Annotated in this window: 23 protein-coding genes and 4 pseudogenes; 12 read left to right on the top strand and 15 right to left on the bottom strand. The window is 61.9% G+C overall.

What is annotated here, in order from left to right:
• Positions 1-287: 287 nt before the first annotated feature.
• Both U873_RS0129110 and U873_RS35540 read right to left on the bottom strand, forming a co-directional pair.
• Positions 288-665, bottom strand: a pseudogene (locus U873_RS0129110) (POTRA domain-containing protein); the annotation flags it as partial.
• A 319-nt stretch (positions 666-984) separates the two neighbouring features.
• Positions 985-1,385 (bottom strand): annotated as a pseudogene (locus U873_RS35540) (integrase core domain-containing protein); the annotation flags it as partial.
• Between the two features lie 119 nt (positions 1,386-1,504).
• Between U873_RS35540 and yejK the strand changes: the two are divergent.
• Together yejK and U873_RS0129125 are read left to right on the top strand one after the other, a co-directional pair.
• Positions 1,505-2,230 (top strand): annotated as a pseudogene (gene yejK, locus U873_RS0129120) (nucleoid-associated protein YejK); the annotation flags it as partial.
• On the top strand, positions 2,230-2,586 hold the full coding sequence (locus tag U873_RS0129125) for a glutaredoxin family protein (protein ID WP_025131599.1): 357 nt from the start codon (positions 2,230-2,232) through the stop codon (positions 2,584-2,586). The pseudogene yejK and the gene U873_RS0129125, both read left to right, overlap by 1 nt.
• An 85-nt stretch (positions 2,587-2,671) precedes the next feature.
• Here the strand turns inward: U873_RS0129125 and U873_RS0129130 are convergent, their stop codons facing one another.
• The 5 genes from U873_RS0129130 to U873_RS0129150 all read right to left on the bottom strand — a co-directional run bounded on the left by U873_RS0129130 (position 2,672) and on the right by U873_RS0129150 (position 6,583).
• The gene (locus U873_RS0129130) at positions 2,672-3,607 is read right to left on the bottom strand and encodes a glutathione S-transferase family protein (protein ID WP_025131600.1); all 936 of its coding nucleotides are present in this window, start codon (positions 3,605-3,607) and stop codon (positions 2,672-2,674) included.
• Between the two features lie 87 nt (positions 3,608-3,694).
• Positions 3,695-4,015 carry a GIY-YIG nuclease family protein gene (locus U873_RS0129135; protein ID WP_025131601.1) on the bottom strand — a complete coding sequence of 107 codons (321 nt, stop codon included), beginning with the start codon at positions 4,013-4,015 and terminating at the stop codon, positions 3,695-3,697.
• Between the two features lie 53 nt (positions 4,016-4,068).
• Positions 4,069-4,539, bottom strand: coding sequence for a nuclear transport factor 2 family protein (locus tag U873_RS0129140; protein ID WP_025131602.1), 471 nt, complete (start codon positions 4,537-4,539; stop codon positions 4,069-4,071).
• A gap of 99 nt (positions 4,540-4,638) precedes the next feature.
• Entirely contained in the window at positions 4,639-5,910 is a 1,272-nt protein-coding gene (locus U873_RS0129145; protein WP_025131603.1) for a CynX/NimT family MFS transporter, read from the bottom strand.
• 13 nt (positions 5,911-5,923) lie between these two features.
• Positions 5,924-6,583 carry a FadR/GntR family transcriptional regulator gene (locus U873_RS0129150; protein ID WP_025131604.1) on the bottom strand — a complete coding sequence of 220 codons (660 nt, stop codon included), beginning with the start codon at positions 6,581-6,583 and terminating at the stop codon, positions 5,924-5,926.
• Between the two features lie 165 nt (positions 6,584-6,748).
• Between U873_RS0129150 and U873_RS35545 the strand changes: the two are divergent.
• Both U873_RS35545 and U873_RS0129155 read left to right on the top strand, forming a co-directional pair.
• Positions 6,749-7,036: pseudogene (locus tag U873_RS35545) on the top strand (type II toxin-antitoxin system MqsR family toxin); the annotation flags it as partial.
• Positions 7,037-7,056: 20 nt separating this feature from the next.
• Positions 7,057-7,539 carry a type II toxin-antitoxin system MqsA family antitoxin gene (locus tag U873_RS0129155; RefSeq protein WP_025131605.1) on the top strand — a complete coding sequence of 161 codons (483 nt, stop codon included), beginning with the start codon at positions 7,057-7,059 and terminating at the stop codon, positions 7,537-7,539.
• Positions 7,540-7,604: 65 nt separating this feature from the next.
• Here the strand turns inward: U873_RS0129155 and U873_RS0129160 are convergent, their stop codons facing one another.
• From U873_RS0129160 to U873_RS0129175, 4 genes are all read right to left on the bottom strand, one after another.
• Positions 7,605-8,369, bottom strand: a complete 765-nt coding sequence (locus U873_RS0129160; RefSeq protein WP_016965197.1) for an amino acid ABC transporter ATP-binding protein — start codon at positions 8,367-8,369, stop codon at positions 7,605-7,607.
• Between the two features lie 10 nt (positions 8,370-8,379).
• Positions 8,380-9,477: an amino acid ABC transporter permease gene (locus tag U873_RS0129165; protein WP_025131606.1), complete on the bottom strand. Its 1,098-nt coding sequence runs from the start codon at positions 9,475-9,477 to the stop codon at positions 8,380-8,382.
• Positions 9,478-9,487: 10 nt separating this feature from the next.
• Positions 9,488-10,669 (bottom strand): amino acid ABC transporter permease, encoded by a 1,182-nt coding sequence (locus U873_RS0129170; protein WP_025131607.1) that lies wholly within the window; start codon positions 10,667-10,669, stop codon positions 9,488-9,490.
• A gap of 65 nt (positions 10,670-10,734) precedes the next feature.
• On the bottom strand, positions 10,735-11,763 hold the full coding sequence (locus U873_RS0129175) for an amino acid ABC transporter substrate-binding protein (protein WP_025131608.1): 1,029 nt from the start codon (positions 11,761-11,763) through the stop codon (positions 10,735-10,737).
• 475 nt (positions 11,764-12,238) lie between these two features.
• Between U873_RS0129175 and U873_RS0129180 the strand changes: the two genes are divergently transcribed.
• Both U873_RS0129180 and rhlB read left to right on the top strand, forming a co-directional pair.
• Complete coding sequence (locus U873_RS0129180) at positions 12,239-12,895, top strand: alpha/beta hydrolase (RefSeq protein WP_025131609.1); 657 nt, start codon at positions 12,239-12,241, stop codon at positions 12,893-12,895.
• Between the two features lie 97 nt (positions 12,896-12,992).
• The gene (rhlB, locus tag U873_RS0129185; protein WP_025131610.1) at positions 12,993-14,483 is read left to right on the top strand and encodes an ATP-dependent RNA helicase RhlB; all 1,491 of its coding nucleotides are present in this window, start codon (positions 12,993-12,995) and stop codon (positions 14,481-14,483) included.
• Between the two features lie 93 nt (positions 14,484-14,576).
• Here rhlB and moaE read toward each other — a convergent pair whose 3' ends face one another.
• From moaE to moaC, 3 genes are read right to left on the bottom strand one after another with little or no spacing between them, the layout of a single operon-like run.
• Positions 14,577-15,029: a molybdopterin synthase catalytic subunit MoaE gene (gene moaE / locus U873_RS0129190; protein ID WP_025131611.1), complete on the bottom strand. Its 453-nt coding sequence runs from the start codon at positions 15,027-15,029 to the stop codon at positions 14,577-14,579.
• A gap of 1 nt (position 15,030) precedes the next feature.
• Positions 15,031-15,273 (bottom strand): MoaD/ThiS family protein, encoded by a 243-nt coding sequence (locus U873_RS0129195; RefSeq protein WP_025131612.1) that lies wholly within the window; start codon positions 15,271-15,273, stop codon positions 15,031-15,033.
• A complete protein-coding gene (gene moaC / locus U873_RS0129200) occupies positions 15,270-15,743 on the bottom strand; it encodes a cyclic pyranopterin monophosphate synthase MoaC (RefSeq protein WP_025131613.1) in 474 nt (157 codons plus the stop codon). The genes U873_RS0129195 and moaC overlap by 4 nt, the downstream gene beginning before the upstream one ends.
• 229 nt (positions 15,744-15,972) lie before the next feature.
• Between moaC and U873_RS0129205 the strand changes: the two genes are divergently transcribed.
• The 6 genes from U873_RS0129205 (at position 15,973) to ribD (ending at position 21,873) form a co-directional block, all read left to right on the top strand.
• Complete coding sequence (locus U873_RS0129205) at positions 15,973-16,419, top strand: DMT family transporter (RefSeq protein WP_025131614.1); 447 nt, start codon at positions 15,973-15,975, stop codon at positions 16,417-16,419.
• Positions 16,420-16,518: 99 nt separating this feature from the next.
• Positions 16,519-17,259 carry a class I SAM-dependent methyltransferase gene (locus tag U873_RS0129210; RefSeq protein WP_025131615.1) on the top strand — a complete coding sequence of 247 codons (741 nt, stop codon included), beginning with the start codon at positions 16,519-16,521 and terminating at the stop codon, positions 17,257-17,259.
• A gap of 54 nt (positions 17,260-17,313) precedes the next feature.
• On the top strand, positions 17,314-18,321 hold the full coding sequence (locus U873_RS0129215; protein ID WP_025131616.1) for an SUMF1/EgtB/PvdO family nonheme iron enzyme: 1,008 nt from the start codon (positions 17,314-17,316) through the stop codon (positions 18,319-18,321).
• Positions 18,322-18,386: 65 nt separating this feature from the next.
• Positions 18,387-18,986: a GTP cyclohydrolase II gene (ribA, locus tag U873_RS0129220; RefSeq protein WP_025131617.1), complete on the top strand. Its 600-nt coding sequence runs from the start codon at positions 18,387-18,389 to the stop codon at positions 18,984-18,986.
• Between the two features lie 80 nt (positions 18,987-19,066).
• Positions 19,067-20,770, top strand: a complete 1,704-nt coding sequence (locus U873_RS0129225) for a WD40 repeat domain-containing protein (protein ID WP_025131618.1) — start codon at positions 19,067-19,069, stop codon at positions 20,768-20,770.
• The gene (ribD, locus tag U873_RS0129230) at positions 20,767-21,873 is read left to right on the top strand and encodes a bifunctional diaminohydroxyphosphoribosylaminopyrimidine deaminase/5-amino-6-(5-phosphoribosylamino)uracil reductase RibD (RefSeq protein ID WP_025131619.1); all 1,107 of its coding nucleotides are present in this window, start codon (positions 20,767-20,769) and stop codon (positions 21,871-21,873) included. Before U873_RS0129225 ends, ribD begins: the two co-directional genes overlap by 4 nt.
• On the opposite strand, the gene U873_RS0129235 is transcribed toward ribD, so the two are convergent.
• On the bottom strand, positions 21,852-22,778 hold the full coding sequence (locus U873_RS0129235) for a LysR family transcriptional regulator (RefSeq protein ID WP_025131620.1): 927 nt from the start codon (positions 22,776-22,778) through the stop codon (positions 21,852-21,854). The genes ribD and U873_RS0129235 overlap by 22 nt on opposite strands.
• Positions 22,779-22,819 lie beyond the last annotated feature (41 nt).

Raw genomic sequence — 22,819 nt, forward strand, 5'->3', positions numbered from 1 at the left:
CCACAGGCTGCCAGAACATCAGGTTGGCCAGGATGAACGCCAGGCCCCGCTTGGGCAGCCCCCAAAACGACTCCCGCGCTTGCAGGGTGGCAGAAGGTTGGCGGGCCAGGAAGGCGAACTGACGAACATCCATGTCGTGTATCTCGTGTTAAAGAGCGGCGTTAAAGGAACACATCCAGACGGAAATAAATCGGCGCTTCCCGTTCACTCAGGGCTTCGGGCCGCTCGAGGGAATGGGCGAAGGTCACGCTGGCGGCCAGGTTCCTGCCGCGGGCGAAGAATTCGATCGAGTTGCTAGTGACCAGCCCCTTCTCGAGGTGGCGGCCGGTGATGACCTTGAGCAATTGGTTGAGCTGGGCCACCCCCAGGCCCTGGCCGATGTAGGGCTGGAGCAGCTCGGCAGCGGACAGGGCGTCGGCGCCCTTGAGCTCGATGTCCTTTATCGGGAAACAGCGGCTGTCAGTCGTGGCCGTTGGCGCCACCGGCGCAGCGCTCTTGCCAGGCAGTTCCTGAAGTTCCTCGAGACGGCGCTGCTGCTCTTGCAGCAGGCGGTTCTGCCGGTCGCGGATCAGGTCCTGGTCACCAGGATTATTCAGCGGGACGGCCATGGCCGGGTTCAACACAGTGGCCAGGCACAGGCATGCGCCGAGGGCAAAAAACTGCATGTTCGATCCTTCGAGGCGAGGCACTGCTGAAGCTAAAAGACTAATGCTATTTAGCCATCACCACAGAGTCAATGAAACATCGCTCGGAAAAAATGAAAGTTTCTCCGTGCCGTTCACGCCGTGGATTCCATTCGCTCAAGTATTCCTTTGCAATCAGATAGTTCTGAAAAAACACTATTCATTATTTTGTACACAAAAATCTAGCAAGCGGTATCGCGCCTTGTGCCGCAAAAGGACTGCAAGGCAGCCCAAGAGTCTGGGCACCAACGCAGAAATCGCCAGGGCCGCTGGCCGCTAAAGGCAGCCAGTACTTGTACGGTCACGGAATGAAATGGTGAGGATTGATAGTGAATCGCTCTGGACTTTCGTCTGGGCCTCACAGATCACCTTGAAGGGAGTGCGCCATCGCAATGCATTAAGAAGGTGTCTGTCGGAGTTGTAGGCCATTACGAAGGCCAGCGCATGCGCTTTCAGCGTAGCGAAGTCGGGATAGTGCAAGGCCTTGATCGTGGCGTCTTTGATCGTTCGGTTCATACGCTCGACCTGGCTATTGGCCCAAGAGTGGCAGGCCTTGCTCAGTCGATGTTTGATGCCATCCTCGTGGCTGACGCGATCAAAAATGTGTCCACCGAACCTATTGGTTGCGCCAATACGATACTGGAGCTACTCAGTGAACGCCACACCGTTATCAGTCAGGACGGTGTGGATCCTGTATGGAAACGCCTGCAGATTGGCAGTCACTCACTCCAAATGTAATAAATACGTGAAAAAAGTTAAATTAGGTAACTAACTGATTTATGCAAATTAAATTACATATAACTGTTATTAAGGCTCCGGATCTGATGGAGGAATCCAACCTGTCGACCGGTGGCCACGTGCTGTTCGCCCACTACCAACAGGGCATGACCGACTACCTGGCCATCGCCCTGCTGCACCACAGCGAAGGCGTGGCGGTGACCGACCAACTGGACGTGACCCCGTCCCGCCACCTGGACCTGGGCCAGTTGCACCTGGCGGCGCGGATCAACATCTCCGAGTGGCAGAACAACAAGCAGTCCAAGCAGTACATCTCCTTTATCAAGGGCAAGAACGGCAAGAAGGTCTCGGAGTATTTCCGCGACTTCATCGGCTGCCAGGAAGGCGTCGACGGTCCGGGCGAGACTCGCACCCTGCTCAAGGCTTTCAGCGACTTCGTCGAAAGCGAAGACCTGCCGGAGGACTCCGCCCGGGAAAAGACCAAGACCCTGGTGGACTATGCCAGCAGCCAGGCCAAGCTGGGCGAGCCCATGGGCCTGGAAGAGCTGTCCGAACTGATCGACGAGGACCGCCCCAAGGCGTTCTACGATCACATCCGCAACAAGGACTACGGCCTGTCGCCGGAGATCCCCGCGGACAAGCGCACCCTCAACCAGTTCCGCCGCTTCACCGGTCGCGCCGAAGGCCTGTCCATCAGCTTCGAGGCCCACCTGCTGGGTTCGAAGATCGAGTACGACGAAGAAGCCGGGACCTTGATCATCAAGGGCCTGCCGACCCAGCTGACCGACCAGCTCAAGCGCCGCAACTGATGCTCCAGGGGGTATTGAAGAAATTCCTGCTGATCCTGCTGGTGGTGGTGGTCTATCAGAACTGGGGCAAGATCGAACGGCTGTTCAACCCGTCGGCGGTGGTCAGCCAAGAGATCCGTAGCCAGGCCCGGGTGGTGCTCTACGCCACCGACTGGTGCGGCTACTGCAAGGCCACCCGGCGCTTTCTCGATCAGAAGGGCATCCCTTTCAAGGAGTTCGATATCGAGAAAGACAGCCAGGCACGCCAGGCCTACACCGCCCTGGGCGGAGCCGGGATTCCGATCCTGGACGTGAATGGCACGCTGATTCGCACCTACGATCCCGATGCCATCATGGCTGCGCTGCAACCGCGGTAGGCGCCGGTGCCGGCGCAAGGGCCTGCAGATCGTGCATCGATCTTGAGGACGCCTTCGCTGGCAAGCCAGCGCCTACAGATGCGGATCACTGGGCCTGGATGCGAAAACCCAGCCGTGGAAAGTGCACGTGGACCACACCGGCACGTGGGTCTTCACGGCGCAGGATCAACTCTTCAGCGCCAGCGAACAGCAACTCGCCCGCCACCGGATCGACACCATAATCGGTGGCAGCAATCACCACCTGCTGGCCCGCCTTGAAGCCGTTGGGGTCGACAAACTGCTCATCCGGCAACGCCGCCGGGCTGGCGCTGCGCGCCACCTCCAGGGCCTCTTCGGCACTCATCTCGGTGAAGGAGCCATGACCAAAACCCAGAACCCGCGCCAGCCAGGCAGCAACCGCCGGGTACTCGTCCACCAGCGGCGCGGTCACCGGCGTGCCCTTGAGGAACCATAAAGGGTGAGCCAGGGCGATGTCGGCAATCGACGGCTCGCCAAACAGAAAGTCCCCGGGCTCGCGCTGCAACTGCTGCTCCAGGCGCGCCATGAGGACCGGCCATTGATGCTTGGCCACCTCCAGAGGCAGCCGGCTGGCGCTGCCGCCACTGAACAGCCCGGCACGATCGGCCATGAACGCCTTGACCGCCTCCGGCGGTAGCTTGCCAAAGCGCACGGCGGCGGACTCAGGCTGGAACACCAGGGTTACCGCGTGCTGGAACACCACCGAATCGACCCAGGCGGCGAAGGTCGCACTGATCATTTCCTGGCCTTCGGGAAACAGCGCAGGCGAGGCTTTTTCCTGCTCCAGGCGCCGCGCGATCAAGGCCGTATCGCAATAGATATCCGCGCCAATCTGCAACACCGGGGTCTTGCGATAACCACCGGTCAGGGCGGTCAGGTCGGGCTTGGGCATCACCGGGGAAATCTTCACCGAGCGCCAGGACAGGCCCTTGAAACCCAGTAGCAAGCGGGCTTTTTCGGCAAAAGGTGAGGTGGGGTAATGGTGAAGAATCAACTCTGACATGCTGCGGCCCGCCGAAGTAGGAAGAGGCCTGAGCTTAGCCTGCAATCAACCGGCGGCCTACAGATCCAGCTGATGAGAACCTATCAGTCAGATTGATGCCGCGGCGCTGGCCGCCGCCACCAGGCACTCCTTGGCGCTCTTCCTGAGCTTCTTGATCAAGCGCTCCTGGCGCAGGGCCTCGCCCTTGTCGCGGCAGGCCTCGGTATAGACCAGGGCCACCGCCGGGCTGGAGAGAAAGAAACGTGCGCCCTTGCCGCTCTGGTGCTTGGCGAAGCGTTTCACCGGGTCGTCGCTGATACCGCAGTACAGGGCGCCATTGGCCGCCCGCACCAGATACACAAACCAGGGTTTGGGGTCAGTTGCAGGTAGCACCGCTTCGGCACCGGGAGTTGAAAGAGGGCTGGTCACAAAAGAAATCGAGGCATGTGGAAACAAGCCGCGATCTTAACAGAGGATGACTTTCAGCGACCGCTCTGGAAGGCCTTGAGCCCCTTGCGCGCCTGGGCGCGAACCGCGTTTTTCAGCAGGGGCGTCCAGCCCAGCAACAGGCCCTTGGTGCCCAGGGCCTGGCGGGCCCAGCGCCACATGTCGAAATGATCGTGGTGCTCGCAGATCTTGCCGTCGCGAAACACGAAGCGTGCCTGGATATCGTTGACCACGGTGTTGCCGGTCTGGCTGAACAGGTAAGTGGCAACCCAGTGCGCGCCACCGGAACGCTCGTCAGCGCGTACCTGGTCGAAGCTCAGGGAGAAGTCCTTGGCCCGGGTGGTAAGCATGCGCCACATGTCACCGGCATCACGGCCACGCAACTCGCCAAAGGCCGGATCACTGAACCGCACATCCTCGGTGTAGCAGGCGCTCATGGCCTCGGCGTCCAGGCGCTGGAAGGCCTGGTAGAACTCGGTGATCAGGGCGCGATGGGCATCACTCATGGGTAGGCTCCGCAGGGGCAAGGGAATGCCTGCACAATAATCCGCAACCCTGCAGAACACTATCGGCATTTGCCAGGCAAATACCGCCAGTGAGCCTCATCAGATTCTCTCGCTTTGTACCTGCACATGCAGCGCGCGACCGGCACCGAGCCCGGCGATGATCGCGCCGCTGCCCAGCACGGCGAAGATCCAGCCGACGGCGTTCCAACCGCCGGTCCAGTCGTGCACCAGGCCCACCGCGAACGGCCCCATGGAGGCCAGGGTGTAGCCGATGCCCTGGGCCATGCTCGACAGGTTGGCCGCCACATGGGAGTCCCGGGAACGCAGCACGATCAGGGTCAGGGCCAGGCTGAAGGTGCCGCCCTGCCCCAGGCCCAGCAGGATCGCCCAGCCCCACAGCCCTTCGAGCGGCGCATACAGGCAGCCGAACAGGCCGCCCAGGGTCATCAGCATCACGATCACAATGGCCAGGCGCTGGTCCTTGCCTCGGGTCGCCAGCCAGGGGGCCGCCAGCGAACTGGCCAACTGCACGATCACAGAACCGGACAGCACCAGCCCGGCCTGGGTCGGGGTCAGCCCACGACCGATGAGGATCGACGGCAGCCAGCCAAACACGATGTAGGCCAGGGAAGATTGCATGCCCATGTACAAGGTCACTTGCCAGGCCAGACGATCACGCAGCAAGCCCCGCACCCGGAATGCCACATGGTGGGCACCGTGCTTCTGCCGCACTTGCGGCAGCCAGAACAGCACCGCCACCAGTGCCGGCACCACCCAGAAGCCCAATCCCATGGCCCAGCTATCGTCGAAGTGATGGCTCAAGGGCACGGTGGCACCGGCCGCCATGGCCGCCCCCAGGCACAGGGCCATGGTGTAGACCCCGGTCATGGTGCCCGCGTGCCGGGCGAAGTCGCGCTTGACGATGCCCGGCAACAGTACGCCGATCACGCCGATACTGGCGCCCGCCAGGATGCTCCCGGCGAACACCCCGAACTCGCCGAACGAGCTGCGCAGCACAATCCCCGCCGCCAGGGTCAGCAAGATCCCCAGCACCACTCGTTCGGCGCCAAAACGCCGCGCCAGCAAGGGCGCCATTGGTGCAAACAAGCCCAGGCACAGCACCGGCAAAGTGGTCAGCAGGCCCGCCTTGGCCGCCGACAGGCCGAGGTTCTGCGATACATCACTGAGCAGCGGCGCCATGCTCGACAGCGCCGGTCGCAGGTTCAGTGCCACCAGGATCAGGCCCAGCAGCAACAGCCAGGGCCGGTGCAAGGGAGGCGGTGCCTGCTGCACCTCTTCGTCATCGGCCTCGGCGTCGATCAGCAACTCTGGAGGCGACAGGGTGTTCGGGGGGGCCTGGTGGTTGGGCATAAAGGTCTCGGGTTCAGGATTCGTTGATCAGCTGGCGGGAAAGGTTCTTGGCCCGCTCGGGGTCGCCCTGCTCGATGGCATCCAGCAGGTGCTGGTGAAGATCGAAGACGTCCTGGCGGCGCGGCGTGACCATCAAGGTCTGGCGCAACTGGGCGCCCACCACACTGGAGAAATAGCGGTACAGCTGACTGAGGGTCGGATTGTGCGCGGCATCCACCAGGCCCTGATGAAACACCAGGTCGCAGGCGATGTAGCTTTCCAGATCACCATGAAAATGCCCGTCGCTGGCCTGCAAGGCTTCGTTCAGGGCGCGCAGGTCCTCGTCGGTACGACGCAGGGCCGCAAGGCCCACCGCCTCCACTTCAAGGATCTGCCGGGTTTCCCGGGCCTGCTCCAGGGAGCATTGGGACAGGGCCTGGAGCATGTCCAGGGGATCGGCCACGGCCCGCAGGTAGCTGCCGTCGCCCTGGCGGATTTCGATCAGCCCGGAGAACGCCAGCACCCGCATGGCTTCGCGCACGGTATTGCGGCTGATGCCCAGCTCACTGGCCAGTTCCGGTTCGGTAGGCAGGCGCTGGCCAACGCTCCAGGCGCCATTGGTGATGCGCAAGCGCAGCTGTTCCAGGGCCTGGTCAACCAGGGAACGTTTGATCAGGGGGGAAATTTCGCTCATTGAACTCACTCTTTCATCCAATCATCGGACGAATTGCCCGACATGGTATTCAGGCTTTTCCGAGAGTTCAACGTTTTAGGCTGGAGGAGGCACTTTCGCCATGTCAAACAGGCCTTGACAAAAAACCCTTTAAGGGTAATTTCAATCAGACATTAAAGGTGCTTCATGGAAAAGAAAACACCTCATCACGACCTCTCGCTGATCAATGCGCAGGTGGTTCGGCAGGGGGCACAAGCCTTCACGCGAAGCGCGTTGCTCTGCGGCAAAGAACTCGGATTGTCCTTGGCCGCCATGCAACGAGTGATAGCCGGACTCCAGGGCAGCATGTTCTACAAATCGATGACCACCTATTGCGATCACCGGCTGTGGCAGGACGTGTATTACACCGGCATCGACAACCGGACGCTCTACATCAGGATCACCCATCGCCCCGGCATAGGGCCTCCCGTGATCTCCTTCAAGGAGGCAGAGACATGCAACGACAACAGTGCTACAGCTGCGGCGCCCCGACCGGCATGCTGGCGTTCGAGCAGCGCAGCGAGCTCATCGACTACCGGCACCTGTTGCGTCACCTCCATGGCCTGGCCGGTTGGCAATGCCAGGCATGCGGTGAGATCGAATTCGACGCCGCCAGCGCAGAACGCTACGCCGCCGCGGGCGATCAATTGCTGGAGGATTACCGGCAGATCGTCGCCGCAGACATGAAACGCATCCGCCGCAAGCTGCAGCTCTCCCAGAAAGAAGCGGTCAGGCTGCTGTCGGGCGGTGGACACAATGCCTTTTCCCGCTATGAGCGTGGCGAAGTCAGTGCCCCCCAGCCCTTGTACATGCTGATGCGTCTGCTGGACCGCCACCCGCAGTTGATGAAGGACGTACTGGACCTCAGCGAACCACAGCTGGCGCCCTCGGCCTCCGGCGCCCAATCCGCACAACAGCTAGGCGCGGCCGGCAGTTGAACGCCGGGCAAAAATAAACCCGGAGCCAGTCCGGGTTTATCTTCAGCGCGGGCCCTGCAGCAGGATCAATGCAGGATCTGGCTCAGGAACAGCTTGGTGCGATCATTCTGCGGGTTGTCGAAGAAGTCGTTGGGTGCCGCCTGCTCGACGATCTCGCCCTTGTCCATGAAGATCACCCGGTTGGCCACGGTGCGGGCAAAGCCCATTTCGTGGGTCACGCAGAGCATGGTCATGCCGTCTTCGGCCAGGCCGATCATGGTGTCCAGCACCTCCTTGACCATTTCCGGGTCCAGGGCCGAGGTGGGTTCGTCGAACAGCATGATCTTGGGCTTCATGCACAGTGCCCGGGCAATCGCCACCCGCTGCTGCTGGCCACCGGAGAGCTGGCCCGGGTACTTGTTGGCCTGCTCGGGAATCCGCACCCGCTCCAGGTAATGCATGGCGATTTCCTCGGCCTTGCGCTTGGGCATCTTGCGCACCCACATCGGCGCCAGGGTGCAGTTCTGCAGGATGGTCAGGTGCGGGAACAGGTTGAAGTGCTGGAACACCATGCCCACTTCCCGGCGGATGGCCTCGATCTGCTTGAGGTCGTTGGTCAGTTCCACGCCGTCCACCACGATGCGCCCCTGCTGGTGTTCTTCCAGGCGGTTGAGGCAGCGGATGGTGGTCGACTTGCCCGAACCCGAAGGCCCGCACAGGACAATGCGCTCGCCCTGGCGAACGTTGAGGTTGATGTCCTTCAACACGTGGAACTGGCCGTACCACTTGTTCACACCCTGCATCTGAATAATGCCTTCAGGGCCCACAGGCTTTTTGTTCGCTTCACTCATGGAGGTACTCCTAACGCTTGTGGCCTGTGTCCAACTTACGCTCCAGGTGCATGGAGTAGCGGGACATACCAAAACAGAAAATCCAGAACACCAGGGCCGCGAAGACATAGCCTTCGGTGGCCATGCCCAGCCATTTGGGGTCGGCGGCGGCTTGCTTGACGCTGTTGAGCAGGTCGAACAGGCCGATGATGATCACCAGGCTGGTGTCCTTGAACAGGGCGATGAAGGTATTGACGATGCCGGGAATCACCAGCTTCAGGGCTTGGGGCAAAATCACCAGGCCCATGGCCCGCCAGTAACCCAGGCCCATGGCCGCGGCGGCTTCGTACTGGCCCTTGGGAATGGCTTGCAGGCCGCCGCGCACCACCTCGGCCACATAGGCCGACTGGAACAGGATCACCCCGATCAGCGCCCGCAGCAGCTTGTCGAAGTTCATGCCTTCGGGCAGGAACAACGGCAGCATCACCGACGACATGAACAGCACCGTGATCAGCGGCACGCCGCGCCAGAACTCGATGAAGGTCACGCAGACCACACGAATCGCCGGCAGGTTGGAACGCCGCCCCAATGCCAGCAGGATGCCCAGAGGCAAGGCTCCGGCGATGCCCACGGTGGCGATCACCAGGGTCAGCATCAGCCCGCCCCACTGGCTGGTGGCGATGGTGCTCAGGCCCAGGTAGCCACCGTGCAGCAGGGTGTAGGCCACCACCGGGTACCACACCAGGAAACACAGGCCGTAGATCGCCTTGCGGGCAAAGCGCGAGATGAACAAGGGCGCCACGCCGATCACCGCCAGCCACACGGTCAGGTCCACCCGCCAGCGCAGTTCCACCGGGTAGTAGCCATACATGAACTGGCCGAAACGCTGCTGGATGAACACCCAGCAGGCACCGTCCTTGGTGCAGTCGGCACGGCTGCTGCCGACCCAGTTGGCGTCGAGGATCGCCCAATGCAGGAGCGGCGGCACCACCAGGTAGATCAGGTAGAAGGCGAACAGGGTCAACAGGGTGTTGAGCCAGTTGGAGAACAGGTTGGCGCGTATCCACGCCAGGACGCCGATACTGCTGCTGGGCGGCGGCATATCGGGCTTGAAAGTATGAGTCGTCATGGGCGCTTCCTCACCGCTCGATCAGCGCAATGCGCTTGTTGTACCAGTTCATCAGCAGGGAAATGCTGATGCTGATCGCCAGGTACACGCTCATGGTGATGGCAATGACCTCGATCGCCTGGCCGGTCTGGTTGAGCACCGTGCCGGCGAACAGCGAGACCATTTCCGGGTAGCCGATACCGGCCGCCAGGGACGAGTTCTTCGCCAGGTTCAGGTACTGGCTGGTCAACGGCGGAATGATTACCCGCAGGGCCTGGGGGATGATCACCTTGCGCAGAGTCGGACCGTTGCGCAGCCCCAGGGAGCGGGCCGCCTCGGTCTGGCCGTGACTCACCGACTTGATCCCCGAACGCACGATCTCGGCGATGAACGCCGCGGTGTAGACGGTCAGGGCCAGGGTCAGGGCCAGGAGTTCAGGAATCAGCACCCAGCCGCCGACGAAGTTGAAGCCTTGCAGCTTCGGCAACTCCCAATGCACCGGCGAGCCGAAGGCCAGCGTGCACAGCGCCGGAATCACCAGCAGCAATGCCAGGCCGGTCCAGAACTTGTGGAACGGCACGCCGGTGGCTTCAAAGCGCTTGTTGGCCCAGCGGCACATCAGCACGATGGCGACGATGGCCAGCGCCACACTCGCGACGAAGGCCCAGAACCCCGGCGCCATCTGCGCCGCCGGCATGTTCAGGCCACGACTGCTGACGAAGAAGGTATCGCCGAAGTTGTGACTGTTACGCGGCCCCGGCATGGTCAGGAACACCGCGAAGTACCAGAACAGGATCTGCAGCAGTGGCGGGATGTTGCGGAACACCTCCACATACACCGTGGCCAGCTTGCTGATGATCCAGTTCGGCGACAGCCGCGCCACCCCGATGATGAACCCCAGCAAGGTCGCCAGGATCACCCCGATAAAGGTCACAAGCAAAGTGTTGAGCAGGCCGATGACGAAGACCCGGGCATAACTGTCCGCTTCGGTGTAGGCAATCAGGTGTTGAGCGATGCCGAAACCGGCGCTGCGCTCAAGAAAGTCGAAACCCGAGGTAATACCCCGGTGCTGGAGATTGGTTTGGGTGTTGTCGAACAGAAACCAGCCCAGCGAAACCACCGCCACCAGGGTGATGATCTGGAATAACCAGGCGCGCACACGGGGATCGCTGAGGCTAAGCCTCTGCTTGGGTGCGCCGATTGTATTTTGCATGAAGTGCCCCAGGAATAATGGAACAGAACATCACCCGGCGGTTGGCCCGCCGGGTGATAGAACCATCAGCGCACAGGTGGTGCGTATTGGATGCCGCCGTTGTTCCACAGCGCGTTCAGGCCGCGGTCGATGGCCAGTGGCGTGCTCTTGCCGAGGTTTTTCTCGAACACTTCACCGTAGTTACCTACTTGCTTGACGATCTGTACTACCCAGTCCTTCGGCAGTTTCAGGTCTTTGCCGTATTCACCGTCCGCGCCCAGCAGACGTGCAACATCAGGGTTCTTGGTGGACTTGGCTTCGGCTTCGACGTTCTTCGAAGTGACGCCCGCCTCTTCGGCGTTGAGCATGGCGAACAGGGTCCACTTGACGATGCTGAACCACTCTTCATCGCCCTTGCGCACCACCGGGCCCAGAGGCTCCTTGGAGATGGTTTCCGGCAGTACGACGTAGTCGCTCGGAGAGGCCAGCTTGCTGCGTTGTGCATAGAGTTGGGACTTGTCGGAAGTCAGCACATCGCAACGACCGGACTCCAGCGACTTTGCACTTTCATCGGAGGTATCGAAGGTGATCGGGGTGTATTTCAGGCCATTACCACGGAAGTAGTCCGACACGTTCAGCTCGGTAGTCGTACCGGCCTGAATGCAGATGGTCGCACCGTCCAGTTCCTTGGCACTTTTCACGCCCAGCTTGTTGTTCACCAAAAAACCGATGCCGTCGTAATAGGTGACGCCCGCAAACATCAGGCCCATGCCGGCATCGCGGGAGCTGGTCCAGGTGGTGTTGCGCGACAGCACGTCGATCTCGCCGGATTGCAGCGCGGTGAAGCGCTCCTTGGCATTCAACTGGCTGAACTTGACCTTGGTCGCGTCGCCGAATACTGCAGCGGCCACTGCACGGCAGACGTCGGCATCGATGCCGAGGATCTTGCCGGTGGCGTCCGGTACCGAGAAACCCGGCAAACCGTCACTGACGCCGCACTGTACGAAACCTTTCTTCTGCACTGCATCCAGGGTCGCACCCGCCTGTGCGAACCCACTCATACCCAGAACCGCGGCCGCGGTGACAACGGCCAGGGTGGATTTCAACATCTTCATTCAAACCTCCAATTTTGCTCTTGTTGTGTCGGAGCTTGAGTCCTGCCGCACCCTTATGAGGCGCTATTGACCCGTGTAGGCTTTTTTATAGGGTCAAGCGGCGTAAGACCTTCGCTATGAGTCTAGTAGGAGAAATCCACATAAAGGGTGACCTACTGCTCACCAATCGGCCGAACGGGCGGTTGCCCCTTGCAGTTCGCAAAGCTCGTAGCGGCCATTGGCGAACGTCCATCAGAGGAGCTTGCTATCCCATCGCTCGCGGTAGCCTGTTAGTGTTACCGGCGGCAAAGAGCGCTCTCACTTCGACTCCTCTTGCTGAGCCATAGCAAAGCCCGTACCACAGTCTCGACTTAAGCGTTTCAGCCAGTGGTCAATAGCAAAACGTTCAACCGTGCGACATCTTCTTCACCGATCAACCGGGCGCGCCCTTCAACCATGCACACAATGGGCGCGCACGCACATAAATGGAGCAGCCATGACCGAGCCCTTGATTCTTCAGCCCAGCAAGCCCGCAGACGCCTGTGTGATCTGGCTTCATGGCCTGGGAGCGGACCGTTACGACTTCCTGCCGGTAGCCGAGATGCTGCAAGAAACACTCTTGAGCACGCGTTTCGTGCTGCCTCAGGCGCCGACTCGCGCGGTGACCATCAATGGCGGATATGCCATGCCCAGCTGGTACGACATTCTGGCCATGAACCCGGCGCGCGCCATCAGCCGTGAACAGCTGGAAGAATCCTCTGACGAGGTGATCAGACTGATCGAAGAACAACGCGCCAGCGGAATAGACGCATCGCGAATTTTCCTCGCCGGTTTTTCCCAGGGCGGCGCCGTGGTACTGCACACCGCCTTCCTCAAATGGCAGGGTCCACTGGGTGGCGTACTTGCCCTGTCCACCTACGCCCCGACCTTCAGCGATGAACTGCAACTTTCCGCCAGCCAGCAACGCATTCCGGTGCTGTCGCTGCACGGCCAGTACGACGAAGTGGTGCAGAACGCCATGGGCCGCACGGCGTATGAGTACCTCAAGCAGCATGGTGTCACCGTGACATGGCAGGAATACCCAATGGAACACGAGGTGTTACCCGAGGAAATCCGCGACATCGGCACCTGGCTGGGCGAGCGTTTGCGCTAGAAAATCCGCCGTGCACCCGCCCCACGAGCAACAGACTACGCCGCGCCCGTTTCTTGCATTACACTGGCCGGCGTACATTCCTTAACCAATTGATGAGATGACCGTGCTCAAAGCACTCAAGAAAATCTTCGGTAAAAGCGAGGCTGAGCCGCTCGCGCCTAGCCCCAGTGCCCCTTCCCCCAGTTCCAGCAGCCGCAATGACGGCCGTCAGCCGGAACGGAGCGCACCCGCTACCGCAGCTAAAAAAGAACAGGTGAACACACCGGCCGCCCCTTCCGCTCCCAGAGCACCGCGCCAGGAAAAGCCCAAGGCCGAGCAACCCAAGGCTGAACAGCCGCGCCGTCCACGTGCTCCGAAACCGCCGGTGAGTACCTGGAAACTCGAAGATTTCGTGGTTGAACCCCAGGAAGGCAAGACCCGTTTCCACGACTTCAAACTCGCACCGGAACTGATGCACGCCATCCAGGACCTGGGCTTTCCTTATTGCACGCCGATCCAGGCCCAGGTGCTGGGCTACACCCTGGCGGGCAAGGACGCCATCGGCCGGGCCCAGACCGGCACCGGCAAGACCGCCGCCTTCCTGGTCTCGATCATCACTCAGCTGCTGCAGACCCCTCCACCCAAAGAGCGCTACATGGGTGAACCGCGGGCACTGATCATCGCCCCGACTCGAGAGCTGGTGGTGCAAATCGCCAAGGACGCCGCGGCGCTGACCAAGTACACCGGCCTCAACGTGATGACCTTCGTCGGTGGCATGGATTTCGACAAGCAGCTCAAGCACCTCGAAGCCCGCCATTGCGACATCCTGGTCGCTACCCCGGGCCGTCTGCTGGACTTCAACCAGCGCGGCGACGTGCACCTGGACATGGTCGAGGTGATGGTGCTGGACGAAGCCGACCGGATGCTCGACATGGGCTTCATCCCCCAGGTGCGACAGATCATTCGCCAGACCCCGCCCAAGAGCGAGCGCCAGACCCTGCTGTTCTCCGCGACCTTCACCGACGACGTGATGAACCTGGCCAAGCAGTGGACCACGGAACCTGCGATCGTCGAGATCGAAGCCGAGAACGTGGCCAACGCCAACGTCGAACAGCACATCTATGCAGTGGCCGGCGCCGACAAGTACAAGCTGTTGTACAACCTGGTCAACGACAATGGCTGGGAGCGGGTGATGGTCTTCGCCAACCGCAAGGATGAAGTGCGGCGCATCGAGGAACGCCTGGTACGCGATGGCGTGAACGCCGCCCAGTTGTCCGGCGACGTACCGCAGCACAAGCGGATCAAGACCCTGGAAGGCTTTCGCGAAGGCAAGATCCGAGTCCTGGTGGCCACCGACGTGGCCGGCCGCGGGATTCACATCGACGGCATCAGCCACGTGATCAATTTCACCCTGCCGGAAGTCCCGGACGACTACGTGCACCGCATCGGTCGTACCGGTCGGGCCGGTGCCGATGGCGTGTCCATCAGCTTTGCCGGCGAGGACGACTCCTACCAGTTGCCATCGATCGAGGCCCTGCTGGGGCGCAAGATCAGCTGCGAGATGCCTCCGGTCGAGCTACTGCGCCCCGTGGAGCGCAAACGCCCGTAAGCCTGAGGTCCCCGCACGATCAAAAACGCAGCCCTCGGGCTGCGTTTTTTTTGCCTGCCTGGCCTGCGCTGCCGGAGCGCCGGGCAGCAACGCTCAAGGCGTCCAGCGATCGGCCGCGGCATGGTCGCTGGCGCGCCCCTCGACCCAGCGCGGGCCCTCGGCGGTCTGCTCCTTCTTCCAGAATGGCGCCCGAGTCTTGAGATAATCCATGACAAAGGCACAGGCATCGAACGCCGCCTGACGATGAGCGCTGGCCGCCGCGACGAAGACGATCGGCTCGCCGGGTTCCAGGGCTCCAATACGGTGCAGCACTTCCAGCTTGAGCAAGGGCCAGCGCTGCTCGGCCTCCACGGCAATCTTCGCCAGGGCCTTCTCGGTCATGCCCGGGTAATGCTCAAGGAACATTCCCCGCACCTCCTGCCCATCGTTGAAGTCGCGCACGTAGCCGACGAAGCTCACCACCGCCCCCACACCGGCATTCGCCGCGTGCATGGCGTTGACTTCGGCACCGGGGTCAAAGGCTGCAGGCTGCACACGAATCGCCATCTCAACCTCCGGTCACGGTGGGAAAGAACGCCACTTCGTCACCGTCCAGCAGCGGTTCATCCAGCTGGCACAACTCTTCGTTGCGGGCACACATCAGGTTCTGCTCAGCCAGCACTGCCGCGTCTTCGCGGGACAACAGCGCCTGACGCACATCATCGACACAGGCGAACGCCCCTTCGATCTCCAGCCCGTCGAGCCCCAGTGCCTCGCGATAGCGGGCAAAGAATTTCACCTGGATCTTCATGCTTCGGACACCTGGTAATGGCCGCTCTTGCCGCCTAGCTTCTCCAGCACCCGCACGCCCTCGATGACCATGCCCCGGTCCACGGCCTTGCACATGTCATAGATCGTCAGCGCGGCAACGCTGGCGGCGGTCAGTGCCTCCATTTCCACCCCGGTCTGCCCGGACAGCTTGCAGCGCGCCACGATGCGCACGCAGTCCTCGCCCTCGGCACTGAGCTCGACCTTGACGCTGGTGAGCATCAGCGGATGGCACAGCGGAATCAGGTCACTGGTCTTCTTCGCGGCCTGGATCCCGGCAATCCGTGCCACAGCGAACACATCGCCCTTGGGATGGCCGCCACTGACGATCATCTGCAGGGTTGACGCAAGCATGCGCACCCGCGCTTCAGCCGCCGCCTCGCGGAACGTCACGGCCTTGTCGGTGACGTCGACCATATTGGCGCGACCTTGGGAATCGAGATGAGTCAGCACGGCATTACTCCTGATCAGGTGCAGCGATTGTAAACCTGCAAGTCAGCTTTACGCATCCTCGCTCGCCTGGACGGCAGCGCGCAAAGCCCCTGTCTCCACGGCTGCGACCCGTTCGCCAGGCCCCTCCCCAGTCAGACAATCAGTGGCACGAATACCGTTCATTAGAACAAAGAATTGGCGCCAATAAACTAATGAAAGTACAAATCCACAAAAAAGGAAACTCAACAACATGGCATTTCTAATATCAATCTTATTAAGTCTCCTGGCCGGCTTTGCAGTTCCACTTCAAGCAGGAACAAACTCCAGACTTGGAAACTTACTGGGCCATCCCTTATGGGCCACCGGAGTTTCACTACTTGTCAGCCTCCTTGCACTTACTATTGTTATCCTTTTTATAAAAGTTCCACGCCCAAACTTTGCTGCGGCACAGGACGGCCCCTGGTGGATCTGGATGGGCGGGATCGCCGGGGTGTTCTACATCACCGTCGCCCTGCTGATGGCGCCACGTCTCGGGGCCCTCAACTTCATCATGACGGTTATTGTCGGACAACTGATCATTTCGTTGCTCATCGACTATTTCGGTCTGGTAGGACTTCCACGCCAAACAATAAGTACACAAAAACTGATTGGCGTATTAGTGGTCATCAGCGGATTCGTCATCACCACTCGCGGATAACCAGTAACAACACAACACCCGACACTCCTCAGAAATAATCTGCCCACTTATTTCCGCTTCGGAAAATCAAGAACATCCAGCCGACCAGATAGGTGAACAATGACCAGCCAAACTGCAACTTATGATTCCATCGGTGAACGCTTTGAAGACTTTACCGACACCGCTTCGCAACGCTCGGTAGAGACCGAGACCTTCTTCCACATGGTCGGGGACATCAAGGGCAAGTCCGTCCTCGACCTGGCCTGCGGCTTCGGTTACTTCGGCCGTGAGCTGTATCACCAGGGCGCCAGCAAAGTGGTGGGGGTGGACATCTCCTCGTCAATGATCGAGTTGGCCCGCAAGGAGTCGGCCCGCAACGGGGAAACCATCGAGTACCACGTCGCCAACGTCTGCGACATGGGCGTGCTGGGGAACTTCGACCGTGTCACCGCGGCCTGGCTGTTCAACTACGCGCAATCGCCACAAGAGCTGGAAGCCATGTTCAAGGTGGTGGCCAGGAACATGGTGCCCGGCGGCAAGCTGATTGCCTACACCGTGGACCCGGGCTTCCAGCTGCAGCGCGGCAACTTCACCAAGTACGGTGTCCACGTGCTCGATGAACAGCCCCACGCCGGCGGCTACCGGCACAACGCCGAATTCGTCACCCAACCGCCGAGCGCCTTCACCTTCCATCGCTGGAGCCGCGACACCTACGAGCACGCCATCCTCAAGGCCGGCTTCTCCAAGCTCCAATGGCAAAAGCCGATCATCTCCGTGGCCAACCGCGCCAAGCATCCTCAAGGCTACTGGGACGACTTCGAACGCAACTGCCTGCAAACCGGGCTGATCTGCACCCTCTGAGCGACATGCGCTCTCGCCCACTCCACCTCAATCAGATGCAGGACAAGAAGTACTATGAATTCCAAGGGTTTTGCTCACTGGCCAGTGTTCGACGGCCCCCTGACAGCGGAAATGACCGACAGGCAATTGATGGGCCTTGCGGAACATTTCCAGCCAGGCGCCGAGCTTTCACTGCCACTGGCCGTCTGGCGACAGCTGTCGGACAAATCAGCCGAACAGCTGGCCCTGGGGGTGGAAAACCCTGACTCGCCCCTGCCCTGGCGGCTGGCCTCGGCCCGCCTCCTGGCGCAGACCATGGACCCGCGCCTGGATGTGCTCAACCCGCCGATGATCACCATCGAGGGCGGTCGCGTCGAGATCGGTCTGGAGGAGTCGGCGATCCCCAAGGTGATGCAGGCCATGCAGGGCCTGGGACTGGATCGCAGCTGGATTGAAAAGGAAGCGCCCCGCCACGCGGTCGAGCTGCAGCCCTATGGCATCGGCAAGTACCCGGTGACCAACCTGGAATACCGGGCCTTTCTTGAAGACTCACAGCATCCGGCGATCCCGGGCAACTGGCAGTTTGGCCAGTTCCCCAGCGAGCGCGCCAACCACCCGGTCTATGGCCTGAGCGCCGAGGACGCCGACGCCTATGCCCGCTGGCTGTCCGAGCGCACCGGCCGGGCATTCCGCCTGCCCACGGAAGCGGAGTGGGAGTTTGCCGCCGCCGGCCATGAAAACCTCGAGTTCCCCTGGGGTGAGCGCTTCTTGCCGCTGCACGCCAACACCGCGGAAATGGGCCTGTTCACCACTACCCCGGTGGGGGCCCTGCCGGAAGGCGCCTCCCCCTTCGGCTGCATGGACATGGCCGGCAACGTCGAGGAGTACGTTGCTGACGACTACGCCCCCTACCCCGGTGGCAAAGCCGTCACCGACGATCTGGTGACCGTGGTCGGCACTCACCGAATAGCCCGCGGCGGCAGCTTCACGCGCTTTCGCGATCTGGCTCGCAACTGCCGTAGACACGGCAAATACCCAAGGGAGATCTACGTCATGGGCTTCCGGCTCGCCGAGAGCCTCTAACGCGCAACTTCACTTTTACTGCCAAACAATTACACGTTCGACATCAGAGAACGGAAGGGATATCCATGAACAGCCTCAGTGTCAGAAACCAGGTCAACATACCGCTGAATGACTCGACCATTCCGGGCATCTTCTACAGCTTCAGCGGCCTGGATGCTGCGCAGGAACACATCTTGATCAAACTGGGACCGGTCAATGACCGCAGTCCCCTGGTACGCATTCACTCCGAATGCCTGACCGGGGATGTCTTCCAGTCCCAGCGGTGCGATTGCGGGCCACAGCTCAGCGAGTCGATTTCCCGCATGCAGGAAGAAGGCGGCTACCTGATCTACCTGCGCCAGGAAGGGCGCGGAATCGGCCTGTACGCCAAGCTGGATGCCTATCGCCTGCAAGACGGCGGCATGGACACCTTCGAAGCCAACAGCCACTTGAACTTCCCCGAGGACGGCCGGGACTTCTCCATGGCCGCCAAGATGCTCAAAGCGGTCAACGTGCATACCTGCCGCCTGATCACCAACAACCCGGACAAGGTCCAGTCCCTCAAGGACAACGGCATTGCGGTAGACACCATCATCCCCACCGGGGTCTTCCTCACCCGGCACAACACCCACTACCTGCAAGCCAAGAAAGACAAGAAAAACCACGTCATCGACCTGCTCAAGTAGCCGAGCCAGCCTCCCCCGCCCCTGCGGAAAGGGGGACGGCTGCCCGCAATAAGCCAACCCAATTATTAAGGATAATAATCATGAGACATTTCGGGCCTATCAGCGGTATCGCCACCTTCAAGGACACCTACGTCGCCACCGCCGGCTACGACAACCAGGTCATTCTCTGGGACGCCAGGACCAAGACCCCGATCCAGCGGGTACTCCACGACCACCTGGCCAACCAGTGCGCCTTCAACGCCACCGGCACCCTGCTGGTCAGTGCCAGCAGCGACTACACCGCACGGGTCTGGGAGGTGCCGTCCCTGCGCCTGAAGAGCGTGCTGATCGGCCATGACGACGACATCGAGATGGCGGCGTTCTCCCCTGACGGCCAGACCATCGCCACCTGCTCGCGCGACCACAGCATTCGTCTGTTCGACCTCAACGGCCAGACCCGGAAGATCCTCCTGGGCCACACCGCCGACGTGATCTCGGTGTGCTGGGCCGCCGACGGCCAGACCCTGGTGTCGAGCAGCGATGACGGCTCGATCCGCCGCTGGGACGCCAACACCGGGCAGCAACTGGAAGCCATCGACCTGGGCGGGGTGGAAACCGACACCGTGGCCCTGTCACGCGAAGGCATCATTTTCGCCGGTGACGACGAGGGCAAGATCTCCATCATCAGCCCCACCGGCAGGCAACTGCAGCCCGCCCACAGCGCCGGGATCAAGCGCATCATCTGGAACGACGCCCAGCGCCTGCTGATCAGCCTCAGCTACGACCGCTCCGTGATGCTCTGGCACCTGGGGCAGGACGGCACCCTGGCCAAGACCGCCGAGACCTCGCTGCCGAGCATCATCTGGCCACGCAGCTGCGCCCTGCTGGGCAGCCACCGCATCGCCTTCGTCACCTTCGGCTCCAGCTACGCCACCTGGGACTTTGCCACCCAGACCTGGGATCTGGACGGTATCGAGCCGGCGATCAGCCTCAACGCCGTGGCCGTGGTCGGCGAAGACGTCTACAGCATCGGCGATGCCGGCACCCTGCACATCAACGGCCAGGCCAGCGTCAACGCCGGCAGCCTGTGCAACTTCCTGCTGCCCTTTGGCGACAGCGTGCTCACCGGCGGCCAGATGGGCAGCGTGTTCGACGCCCGTACCGGCGCCGTGCTGCACCAGCATCGCTCGCCCCTGAACTGCGGGACCACCTTCATCAAGGACGGTCAGTTGCACGCGGCCATCGGCACCTACACCGGCGAGGCGCTGATCTTCTCCCTGGAACACCAGCAGCCGCGCTTCCTCACCGAAGTGCGCATGCACGAGAACGCCATCAAGGGCATCGCCGCCGACGAAACCTACCTGTTCAGCGTTTGCGCCACTGCGGCGGCGGCGTTCTTCCGGATCGCCGACTTCGAACTGGAAACCTACCTGGACAAGGCCCACGAGCGGATTTCCAACGGCTGCACGCAGATCCAGGGCGGGTTCGCCAGCATTGGCCGCGACTTGAAACTGCGCCTGTGGCGCGATGGGGCCAGCGAGGTGTTCGACACGCCCCACAGCCACTCGATCAAGTGCATCGCCATCTCCAAGGACCGTTCACTGATTGCCACCGGCAGCTACGGCGGCACCGTGGCGGTCTTCGACCTGGACAAGCGCGTGTGGGCAAGCGTCGAGAAACCCACCGCCAGTGGCATTTCGTGCCTGATCCACGATGCCAGCGGCGAGGGTTTCCTGGCCAGTGCCTACGATGGCCGGATCTATCCGATCAACCCTCCGGCCGCCGCCCAGTCGTCGCGCTCATGAGCTATTTCAGCGAGCTCGACTTCCAGCACATGCAGCATGCATTGCTGCTGGCCGAGCGGGGCAGCCACTCCACCTGGCCCAACCCGCGGGTGGGCTGCGTGATCGCCCACGGCTCGCAGGTGGTCGGCGAGGGCTGGCATCGCCAGGCGGGCGGGCCCCATGCCGAAGTGTTCGCCCTGCGCCAGGCCGGCAGCCTGGCGCGGGGCGCCACCGCCTACGTGACCATGGAGCCCTGCAGCCATATCGGGCGTACCGGGGCCTGTCACCAGGCCCTGATCGACAGCGGTGTGAGCAGTGTGGTGGTGGCCCACCAGGACCCGTTCAAGCAGGTCAACGGCCAGGGCATCAGCCACCTGCGCAACGCCGGGATCGAGGTTCGGGTCGGCCTGCTGGAATCAGCGGCGCAGGAACTGAACCGGGGGTTTCTGTCCACGGTGCGGCGCCAGCGGCCCTGGGTCCAACTGAAGATGGGCATGAGCCTGGACGGGCGCACGGCCCTGGACAACGGGCGTTCGAAGTGGATCACCAGCGACCGCGCACGGGCCGATGTGCAGTATTGGCGGGCCCGCAGTTCGGCGATCCTGACCGGCAGTGGCACGGTCCTCGCCGATGATCCGCAACTGACCGTGCGCCAGCTGTCCTCGGCCCAGGCCCTGCCGCCGGTGCGGGTGATCCTCGACAGCCAGGGACGGGTGCCGCCGACGGCCCGAGTATTCGACGGCCAGGCGCCGAGCCTGCATGTGGTGCACCGCGACAGCCCCCTGGCCAGTGCGGACAACCCGCAAGTGCTGGGCCTTCCCGCAGATGAACAGGGCCTGGACCTGCAGCAACTGATGCTCGATCTCAGCCAGCGCGGCTTGCACGACCTGATGGTCGAGGCCGGACCGACGCTGGCCGGCAGCCTGCTCCAGGCGCAGCTGGTGGATGAGCTGCTGCTGTACGTCGCCCCGCGCCTGCTGGGCGACCTGGCACGCCCACTGGTGCACCTGCCGCTGTTCGAGCGTCTGGAACAGACCCTGGACTTCAGCTTGTACGACGTCAGCCAGCTGGGGCCGGATTTGCGCCTGCGCCTGCGCCCGGCTCAGCCGCCGAGCGCGCTATGAGCCACCACCTGCTTGACCTGCTCGCGCAACCAGACATGGGCCGGCTCATTGTCGAAACGCTGGTGCCAGATCTGCACAAAGGGAAACGGCGGAATCGGCAGCGGCGGTCGCAACTGGACCAGGTCCTGATTGAGCAGTGCATCGTCCAGGGTCCGGGTCGCCACCGTAAGGATCAGGTCGGTGTTATGGATCATGCTCGGCGCAGTGCGCCAGTGGGGCACGCTGACGGCAATCCGCCGCTGCAGCCCCTCGTCGCGCAGCAGGCTGTCCACCTCGCCATTGGCGCTGCCGTCCATCGACACCAGGATGTGGGGCCGGGCCAGGTAACTGTCCAGGTCCAGTACGCCATCGGCCGGCAGGGTGCGGCGGTCCAGGAGGCAGGAGAAGGTTTCCTCGAACAGCACCTCGGTGGAGATGTCGCCCGAGAGATTGGGAAACACCCCCAGGGCCAGGTCGATCTTGCCCTGGGACACCTGCTCGAACATGCCGTGCCGACTGTCCTGGGTGACCAGCAAGGTGGTGTTCGGCGCGTCGCGGCGCAAACGCACCAGCAGGCTGGGCAGGATGATCGCCGCGCCATAGTCGGACATTGCCAGGGTGAAGATGCGCTGGGAGCTGGCAGGGTCGAAGTCGATGGACTTGCCGAACAGGGTTTCGATCTGGCTGAGGATTTCCCGCAGCGGTTCCTGGATGTTCTTCGCCAGGGAACTGAGCACCAGTTCGCTGCCGCGGCGAATCAGGATCGGATCGTCCAGCAGCACGCGCAACTTGCCCAGCGAGTGGCTGATGGCCGGCTGGCTCAAGTGCAGGCGCAAGGCGGTGCGGGTGACGTGTTTTTCGGTCAGCAGCGCGTCAAGCACCACCAACAGATTCAAATCGATATTACGCAGTAAGACCGTGACCATCCTGTCATTTCCAACTCAGGGAGCAACGTCCCAAAAGGAGC

This window comes from Pseudomonas sp. PH1b, assembly GCF_000633395.1.
GTDB lineage: Bacteria > Pseudomonadota > Gammaproteobacteria > Pseudomonadales > Pseudomonadaceae > Aquipseudomonas.